The sequence below is a fragment of the Buttiauxella sp. S19-1 genome (genome assembly GCF_022134725.1).
GTDB lineage: Bacteria > Pseudomonadota > Gammaproteobacteria > Enterobacterales > Enterobacteriaceae > Buttiauxella > Buttiauxella ferragutiae.
Genome location: NZ_JAHWLU010000167.1, coordinates 1 through 7252 on the forward strand (window position 1 = coordinate 1; position 7252 = coordinate 7252).

Genomic DNA, 7252 nt, shown 5'->3' on the forward strand with positions numbered 1-7252 from the left:
TCGTAGTACTGATGCCCACCAGCCAAAGAAGATTGGATAAGCCGATTATCTTGCCGCGGTTGTTATCGTTGGCAGCCTCTGCAATGGTTGCTAAAGAAACCGGTAAATCGGCACCTGTCGCCAGACCAACAAACATTGTCCCAGCCAGCAACACGACAAAGACTTCACCGAATGCCAACATCAGCGACCCCAGAACAATCATTGCCATGGTGGCAATAAACACTTTGCGCCTGCCAAGGCGATCCCCCAGCCGGCCACCTAAAAATGCCCCGATAGCAATGCATAGCGTTAACACGCCTGAAAGGACACCGATATCAGCAGAAGTAATACCAATAGCCTTCTGATAAATAACTAAAGCGGTACCATTGGAAACTATAGCGGCCGAGTCGATATAAGAAGCCATCCCTGAAACCACCCCAACATACCAGGGGTTAGTTACTTTCAATTTGCCCATATTATTTACTCCATTAAATTATGACTTACATCATGTGTTACTTCTTCCCATAAAAATAAAAACACATTCGTATAAAGGATTAATACAATGATATTTATGACTCTGCTATTGAAAAACTTAGATGTCTTTCTTGTGTAGGGGTGCGGGAAAATCTCTTCTTATAAACATCAGTCAATCGAGAGGCATTAACATATCCACAAAATAAGGCAACATCTCTTATTGGCCAGTCAGTCGTGCGTAACAGTTCCTGAGCTTTTAACAGGCAACAAATTTGCTGAAATTTCTCAGGCGTGGTGCCTGTGATCTGTTTAAAAAAACGAAACATCGTGCGTTTAGCCATGCCACATTCATCACATAGATTGCTCCAGTTAATGTTCTTCGCGTAATTTTGCCGCACATAATTAATAATTTTTTGTCCGCTATTCTCTATGCTTCGATTTCTTTCACCTTTGCGTGCAATGCAACGGCACAACAAAGAAATTATTTCCAGAATAACCGCCTCCGTTGTCGAGAAGTAAATCGCATCAAAAGGATCATCACGCCTCGCCGTGACCCCATCGGTTAACAATACGATTTTATCCAGTTCACTTTCGGTTAAAGAGAGAAACTCTCTCGATGGAGGACGGATACTTTCCCTTACCACATCAAGCAATACATCAATATTATGTATAAAACTAAAATGCCGGTCTTTATGAAACAGAAGATTAATCAAAGAAAGATTATTGGTCGACTCGTAGTAGTGCGTGTCATTTGCAGAAACAAAAAAGAAGTCTCCCGCATAAACCAACTCCACCTGATCATTAATAATATGAAAACCACTGCCACCGCGAACAATAACCAGCTCATCAAAATCATGACCATGAACATCCGCCACCTCCTGATTATTCAACATGAATAAACAGAAAGCGTGTGCCTGTGAGAGAAAAAAGTCCTCTGGTTGTTTAATTTCCATCTATTCACCTGCCAATTATTTATTACATCGTGGTGATAGAGATATTAGAGCTTAATATTAATGACAAGTCATTATAGTGAAATGGCACTACAGCGTAAGTCGCCGTGACATTACTATCATTTTTGCCGATTAACTCAGCATCGAGAGGATAACTGCGAGGGGAAAAGGTTTTGCAGAGCGTTATCTACAAAACCATTTTGAACTTAGATGCCGGAACCTTGCGAATAACTCTCTTCGCCAAAAACGCCGGTTGATAAATAGCGGTCGCCACGATCGCAGATAATTGCCACCACCACAGAACCAGGGTTTGCCTGCGCTACACGCATCGCGCCAGCAACTGCACCGCCAGAACTCACACCGCAGAAAATCCCCTCTTCACGCGCAAGTTTTCGCATGGTTCGCTCGGCTTCGACTTGTGACATATCCATCACCTCATCAACCAGGCTGGGATTGAAAATCTTCGGTAGCCACTCTTCAGGCCAGCGGCGGATCCCCGGAATGCTGCTGCCATCTTCCGGCTGGAGGCCAACAATTTTGACCGGTTTTTCTTGCTCACGCATAAACTGGCTGACGCCGGTTACCGTACCAGTGGTTCCCATGCTGGAAACGAAGTGTGTGATTCGCCCTTGCGTCTGGTTCCAGATTTCTGGCCCAGTGGTGCTGTAGTGCGCATAAGGATTATCGGGATTATTGAACTGGTCGAGAACTTTGCCCTCACCACGCTCATCCATCAAACGCGCCAGTTCGCGCGCGCCTTCCATGCCCTGCTCTTTGGTCACCAGAATCAACTCGGCACCATAAGCCTGCATCGCCGCTTTGCGTTCCATGCTCATGTTGTCCGGCATCAACAGTTTCATGCGGTAGCCTTTCAGGGCAGCAATCATCGCCAGCGCAATTCCGGTATTCCCGCTTGTCGCTTCTATGAGCGTATCTCCAGGCGCGATTTCACCGCGAGCTTCAGCGCGCACAATCATCGAGAGTGCCGCTCGGTCTTTTACCGAACCTGCCGGATTATTGCCTTCAAGCTTGACCCAAATTTCACTGCCATTATCAAGGCCAGTGCGTTGTAATTTAACCAGAGGCGTATTGCCAATTGTGCTTTCTAAGGTGTTCACTTGCCTGTCCAAAAAATAAGAAAAGCGGCCACGTGGGCCGCCTTTGCGTGTCGTGTTGTGCGGTAAACTTATCAGGCAGTCTGCGCCAGGTCTACCTGGTCATTAAAAACGCGCTGGATTCGATTCTTCCCTTCATACAAACGTGCATGTTGCAGGCCAACGAACAGACGTTCGCCGCGCACCGGAACATGATTTTCACGCAAAACCACGGTTAACGGTTCGTCGTACCAGCCCAGTGGCTGAACCACCAACTGCATGTAATGCCCACGCGGGCTGATTTCCAGCACCTGCACCGGCAGCGGTGAATCCAGATTAGTACGGCGGCTAACGTCTACTTCCCACGGGCGTAAGAACAAATCCACCGCGCCCTGATAAGCAGGCGTAAATCCAAGCGGCCAGCGGTGCGCACCAACATGGAACTGGCTGCCGCGAATGGTGCCTTTCATGCGATTCACTTCACCGAGGAATTCCAGCACGAAGCGAGTCGCAGGTTCACGCCATACCGCTTCCGGTGTATCAACCTGTTCGATATTCCCCTGGCTCATCACTACCACGCGATCGGCGACTTCCATCGCTTCTTCCTGATCGTGGGTGACGAAGACGCTGGTGAATTTCAGCTCTTCATGCAGCTGGCGCAACCAGCGGCGTAACTCTTTACGCACCTGCGCATCCAACGCGCCAAACGGCTCATCAAGCAGCAGAATTTGCGGTTCAACCGCCAGCGCACGCGCCAGTGCCACACGCTGTTTCTGCCCTCCGGAAAGCTGTGCCGGGAAACGATCCGCCAGATGGGCTAACTGCACCATTTCCAGCAAACGCGTCACTTTCTGTTTGATAACCGCGGCTGAAGGACGCTCACGGCGTGGCAAAACCGTCAGACCAAAAGCGATGTTGTCGAACACGTTCATGTGGCGAAACAGCGCGTAATGCTGGAAGACAAAGCCCACTTTACGCTCACGCGCATGAATGCGGCTCACATCGGTGCCATGGAAACTAATGCGCCCGCTGTTCTGGTGCTCAAGCCCGGCGATAATACGCAGCAGCGTGGTTTTACCGGAGCCAGACGGCCCCAACAGCGCTACCATTTGACCCGAAGGGATATCAAGCGTGATATCGTTCAGCACCTGGGTGCGACCAAAAGATTTCTTAATATTGGTAATATCAATGCTCATGATTCCCCTCCTGTTGCAGGCGTTTTTCCTGGCTATTCAAACGCCACTGCACCGCACTCTTTAAGAACAACGTAACGATAGCCATCAGGGTCAATAACGCGGCGGCAGTAAACGAGCCGACGGTGTTGTAATCCTGCTGTAGCAATTCAATCTGTAACGGCAGCGAGAAAGTCTCACCACGAATAGAACCGGAAACCACCGACACGGCACCAAACTCGCCAATGGCGCGGGCGTTGGTTAACACCACGCCGTAAAGTAGCGCCCAGCGGATATTCGGTAACGTGACGCGGCGGAACATTTGCCAACCGGATGCGCCAAGCAAAATAGCCGCTTCATCTTCCTGGCTGCCCTGGCTTAACATCACCGGCACCAGTTCACGCACCACAAACGGGCAAGTGACAAAAATCGTCACCAATACCATGCCCGGCCAGGCGAACATAATCTGAATATTATGCGCATCCATAAAGCCAGCAAGCGGGCCGTTGGAGCCGTAAAACAGCAGATAAATCAGGCCTGCGACAACAGGCGAAACCGCAAATGGAATATCCAGCAGCGTCAGTAATAACTGGCGGCCAGGGAAATCAAAACGCGTCACCAGCCAGGCCAGCAAAATACCGAACACCAGATTCACCGGCACGGTAATCAACGCAATCATCACCGTCAGCCAGATGGCGTGTAGCATGTCCGGGTCAACAATATTTTGCAGCGCAGGCATCAACCCTTTCGAGAAAGCCTGCGCAAAAATAGACGCCACCGGCACCACCAGCAGCAAAAACGAAATCAGTACGCCGAGACCAATCAGCGTCCATTTTCCCCAGTTAAAACCGGTGCGGCGATAGCTTTTCAATTCAGTTACGTCCGTCATCAGTGACCTACCACGCGCCGACCAAAGCGACTTTGCAACGTGTTAATGGTGAACAGCAACAGCAGTGAAGCGGCCAGAATCACCGAAGCAATCGCGCTGGCTGCCGGGTAATCGAACTCCTGCAAACGCACGAAAATCATCAGCGATGTCACTTCGGTTTTCCAGGCGATGTTACCGGCGATGAAAATAACCGCGCCGAATTCGCCAAGGCTGCGCGTGAACGACAGCGCAACACCCGCCATCAGTGCCGGTGAAAGCTCGGGTAAAATCACGCGACGGAAACTCTGCCAGCGCGTTGCACCCAGGGTTTCAGCCGCTTCTTCATATTCAGGCCCCAGTTCTTCAAGCACTGGCTGAATGGTGCGTACCACAAACGGGATACTGGTAAACGCCATCGCAACGGCAATGCCCAGCCAGGTATAAGTCACTTTAATGCCGAACTGCGCCAGCCATTCGCCGTACCAGCCATTGACCGAAAACAGCCCCGCAAGGGTTAAACCCGCCACCGCCGTTGGCAAGGCAAACGGCAAATCCATTAACGCATCCAGCAGACTGCGGCCTGGAAACTGGTAGCGCGTTAAAATCCACGCCATCAGCATGCCGAAGAAACCGTTGAAGATGGAAGCCACGCCCGCTGACAGCAGCGTCACTTTATAAGCGGCAACCACCTGCGGGTTGGTAATCACTTCCCAATACTGCGCCAGCGTCATCTCAGAGAGTTGCATTACCAGCGCGCTGAGCGGCAGCAGTAAAATCAGGCAAACGAACAGCAAACTGGTGCCGAGACTTAAGGTAAAGCCTGGCAGCACCCGTTTGGAGGCAACAGCAAACATTACTCACGCCCCTTTCCGAGCAGCTTGTCGAACTCACCGCCGCTGGCAAAATGGGTTTTCATCGCTTCAGGCCAGCCGCCGAATTCATCTTCCACGCGGAATAGCTCGGTCTGCGGGAATTTATCTTTCAGCTTCGCCATCACTTCCGGGTTATTCACGCGGTAGTAATAATCCGTGATGATGATTTGCGCCGCCGGGCTGTACAAGAAGTTCAGATACTCTTTGGCGGCTTTTTCAGTGCCGTTGGCTTTAACGTTTTTATCCACCCACGCCACCGGGAATTCAGCCAGAATATTGACCTTTGGGACGATCACTTCGTAGCCGTCTTTTTCGTATTGCTTACTGATGTTATTCACTTCAGATTCAAAGCTAATCAGCACGTCACCCAAACCACGCTCAACAAAAGTGGTGGTTGCGCCACGGCCGCCGGTATCAAACACTTCAACGTTTTTCAGGAACTGCGTCATGTACTGTTCGGTTTTGGCTTTATCGCCACCGCCCGCTTTGTTCGCCGCACCCCACGCGCCTAACCAGGTGTAACGCGCGTTACCGGAAGTTTTTGGATTAGGGAAAATCAGCTTCACGTCCGGGCGAACCAAATCGCTCCAGTCGTGGATGTTTTTTGGGTTACCTTTGCGCACCAGGAATGCCATGGTGGAGTAGAAAGGCGAGCTGTTGTTTGGCAAACGGGTCTGCCAGTCGGCTGGGATCAGGTTGCCTTTGTCATGCAGGATCTGCACATCTGAAACCTGGTTATAAGTTACAACGTCTGCTTTTAAACCCTGCAAAATCGCCAGCGCCTGTTTTGATGACCCGGCATGAGATTGTTTAATCACCAGCTTGTCACCGCTATTTTCCTGCGCCCACTGTTTTTCGAAGGCCGGATTCAGCGCGGCAAACAGCTCGCGAGACACATCATAAGAGCTGTTCAGCAGTTCTGTAGCATGGGCTGAACCTGCCAATAATGCAGAAACAACAAGCGCACTCCAGAGTTTTTTCACAGATGTATTGGCCATTGGGCACCCTTATAATTGTGGTAACGGTCATGCTTTATGGTTACCAGTGTATTTATAACGAGTGTCAAAGCTGTAACGGTTTTATATATCGTTTGGTGATTTGCAATAAGAAAGGGGTATAAGGTTTTTTTGCGGGGATTTGTCGGGCGTAGCGAACGCTAACCCGACGGGTTGTAAGGTGGATAAGCGCAAGCACCATCCACCATTTAATTCTACAGGTTCAATAACTTATCTAATGACGGTGCGAAGTAATAACCGCCGGTCACTGGTCGGGTGAAACGCAACATGTCGTCACGCTTGCCGTCGGTTTCGCCAAACATGCTCAGCAATTGCTGCTCGATGTTATGCAAACGCGCGCAATAAGCGATGAAGTACAGGCCGTGAGCGCCGCTGGCGGTGCCGTATGGCAGGCTCTGGCGCACAATCTTCAGACCTTTACCGTTTTCTTTTAAATCGACACGGGTCAGATGCGACGTGACCGGGCGTTCGTCACCATCAATCTCTTCATTGGCTTCTTTGGTGCGGCCAATGACCATTTCCTGGTCACTAATGCTCATGCGGTTGAGCTGCTTGAGATTGTGTTCCCAACGCTGCACCATCACATAACTGCCGCCGGCATCAATGCCATCGTTAATTACCGCGACTTCACGGCGCGTCTCTTCGCCCTGCGGGTTTTCAGTACCATCAACGAAACCACTGAGATCGCGTTCTTCAATCCAACGGAAGCCGTGGATCTCTTCTTCAATTTTCAGCGCGTCGCCAAATGCCGCGAGTGCCGCTTGCGCCACAGAGAAATTCACATCGTGGCGTAAAGAAAGAATGTGGATCATCACATCGTGCTGGGT

The 7252-nt window shown here is 50.4% G+C and carries 8 protein-coding genes; all 8 read right to left on the reverse strand.

The genetic code is table 11. The features are described from left to right. A partial coding sequence (locus MES37_RS22590) for an MFS transporter (protein WP_237932689.1) occupies positions 1-454 on the reverse strand: 454 nt, incomplete at its 3' end. A 94-nt stretch (positions 455-548) separates the two neighbouring features. Continuing rightward, positions 549-1406 carry a helix-turn-helix domain-containing protein gene (locus MES37_RS22595; protein ID WP_064544583.1) on the reverse strand — a complete coding sequence of 286 codons (858 nt, stop codon included), beginning with the start codon at positions 1404-1406 and terminating at the stop codon, positions 549-551. A gap of 203 nt (positions 1407-1609) precedes the next feature. Then, the gene (cysM, locus tag MES37_RS22600) at positions 1610-2521 is read right to left on the reverse strand and encodes a cysteine synthase CysM (protein ID WP_064544580.1); all 912 of its coding nucleotides are present in this window, start codon (positions 2519-2521) and stop codon (positions 1610-1612) included. A gap of 71 nt (positions 2522-2592) precedes the next feature. Further along, on the reverse strand, positions 2593-3693 hold the full coding sequence (gene cysA, locus MES37_RS22605; RefSeq protein WP_064544579.1) for a sulfate/thiosulfate ABC transporter ATP-binding protein CysA: 1101 nt from the start codon (positions 3691-3693) through the stop codon (positions 2593-2595). Further along, entirely contained in the window at positions 3683-4558 is an 876-nt protein-coding gene (gene cysW / locus MES37_RS22610; protein WP_064544576.1) for a sulfate/thiosulfate ABC transporter permease CysW, read from the reverse strand. Before cysW ends, cysA begins: the two co-directional genes overlap by 11 nt. Further along, positions 4558-5391, reverse strand: a complete 834-nt coding sequence (gene cysT / locus MES37_RS22615) for a sulfate/thiosulfate ABC transporter permease CysT (RefSeq protein ID WP_064544574.1) — start codon at positions 5389-5391, stop codon at positions 4558-4560. Before cysT ends, cysW begins: the two co-directional genes overlap by 1 nt. Further along, positions 5391-6407: a sulfate ABC transporter substrate-binding protein gene (locus MES37_RS22620; protein WP_133522000.1), complete on the reverse strand. Its 1017-nt coding sequence runs from the start codon at positions 6405-6407 to the stop codon at positions 5391-5393. The genes cysT and MES37_RS22620 overlap by 1 nt, the downstream gene beginning before the upstream one ends. A gap of 212 nt (positions 6408-6619) precedes the next feature. After that, the coding region (locus MES37_RS22625; protein WP_237932690.1) for a Dyp-type peroxidase at positions 6620-7252 on the reverse strand (633 nt) is incomplete at its 5' end.

Excerpts from the sequence above, each read along its gene's own strand:
- MES37_RS22595 (WP_064544583.1), bottom strand. The coding sequence starts at position 1,406 with ATGGAAATTAAACAACCAGAGGACTTTTTTCTCTCACAGGCACACGCT.
- cysA (WP_064544579.1), bottom strand. The coding sequence starts at position 3,693 with ATGAGCATTGATATTACCAATATTAAGAAATCTTTTGGTCGCACCCAG.
- cysW (WP_064544576.1), bottom strand. The coding sequence starts at position 4,558 with ATGACGGACGTAACTGAATTGAAAAGCTATCGCCGCACCGGTTTTAAC.
- cysT (WP_064544574.1), bottom strand. The coding sequence starts at position 5,391 with ATGTTTGCTGTTGCCTCCAAACGGGTGCTGCCAGGCTTTACCTTAAGT.
- MES37_RS22620 (WP_133522000.1), bottom strand. The coding sequence starts at position 6,407 with ATGGCCAATACATCTGTGAAAAAACTCTGGAGTGCGCTTGTTGTTTCT.